The sequence below is a fragment of the Caballeronia udeis genome (assembly GCF_001544555.2).
Lineage (GTDB): Bacteria > Pseudomonadota > Gammaproteobacteria > Burkholderiales > Burkholderiaceae > Caballeronia > Caballeronia udeis.
In genome coordinates this window covers 1-1,349 of the sequence record NZ_FCOK02000200.1, presented here as the reverse complement: position 1 = coordinate 1,349, position 1,349 = coordinate 1, and the positions used below count along the sequence as shown (strand labels likewise).

Sequence of the window (1,349 nt, the reverse complement as noted above, 5' to 3'; positions counted from 1 at the left end):
CTAGCAGCCTGCGGAAGTACCGCTGAAACGCGTCATCGTGCAGGGTTCGTGAAGCGTTGATAGAAGGAGCCCAACTACCCGATGAAGATTATGCGCGGCGCCGACACATTCACCGAGAGTCTGTTTTCCATGCGCAAGCTGGACGACTTCATTCCGCCGTCACATCCGCTGCGTGCGATTCGCGTCATGGCGAACGAAGCACTCGCAAAGATGGATCGGCTGTTCGCCGGCATGTACGAAGCCGACATAAAGGGCGGGCGGCCGAGCATCGCGCCGGAGAAACTGTTGCGGGCGATGCTGATCCAGGTGCTCTACAGCATCCGCTCGGAGCGGCAATTGATGGAGCAGGTGCAATACAACCTCCTGTTTCGTTGGTTCATCGGCCTGGCAATGGATGACATGGTGTGGGTGCCCACGGTCTTCACGAAGAACCGCGAGCGGTTGATCAAGCACGATGCCGTGATCGAATTCTTCAACGAAGTGGTGGCCATCGCTCAGAAGAAGGATCTGCTTTCGGGCGAACACTTCAGCGTAGACGGCACGCTGATCCAGGCGTGGGCGGGACACAAGAGCTTCGTTCGCAAGGACGAAGACGATCAGGATGACGAAGGCAGCAGCGCGGGCGACTTTAAAGGTAGCAAGCGCAGCAACGAGACGCATCAGTCCAGTACCGATCCTGATGCGCGGCTCTACCGGAAAGGCAAGACGGGCAGCGAATTGCGATACATGGGCCATACGCTGACCGATAACCGGCACGGTCTGGTGGTCAACGCGCGCGTGACACGCGCTGACGGGCATGCTGAGCGTGAAGCGGCCAAGATCATGATCAACGACGCGCGGCAAGCACTACAGGATGCGGGCGCAGAGATCACGTTGGGCGCGGACAAGGGTTACGACGCACGGGAATTCATCGAGGCCTGCCACGAGATGAAGGTCACACCGCACGTAGCGCAAAACACCTCGGGGCGGCGTTCGGCGGTGGCCGATACAATTGCCTCGAGCGCGGGCTACGCCATTTCCCAGCAAAAGCGCAAGCTGATCGAACAAGGCTTTGGATGGGCGAAGACCGTGGGACGTATGCGCCAGGCAATGGTGCGCGGGTTAAAGAAGGTGGATCAGATGTTCGTGTTGAACATGGCCGCATACAATCTCGTGCGCCTGCGATCCTTGGCACAAGTCCGTCCGTAGTGACGGAAAACGCGGAAATGAGGCCAGGAATTGGCCTCAAAACGCCTGAAGGGACGTTGAATTCGCATTGAATCTGCACAATGCGAAAAATCTTGCGACGAGAGTCGCGTAATCGGAGCGGGGCCTCTTTAACTCCGGTGTACTTCAGCAGCCTGCTAGGG

Annotated in this window: 1 protein-coding gene; it reads left to right on the top strand. The window is 58.3% G+C overall.

From position 1 onward, the window contains the following. Positions 1 to 90 precede the first annotated feature (90 nt). Positions 91 to 1,188: an IS5 family transposase gene (locus tag AWB69_RS45185; RefSeq protein ID WP_062093234.1), complete on the top strand. Its 1,098-nt coding sequence runs from the start codon at positions 91 to 93 to the stop codon at positions 1,186 to 1,188. Positions 1,189 to 1,349: the final 161 nt, after the last annotated feature.

Bases quoted from the DNA above. Each gene is read 5' to 3' on its own strand.
- AWB69_RS45185 (WP_062093234.1), top strand. From the start codon at position 91: ATGCGCGGCGCCGACACATTCACCGAGAGTCTGTTTTCCATGCGCAAG.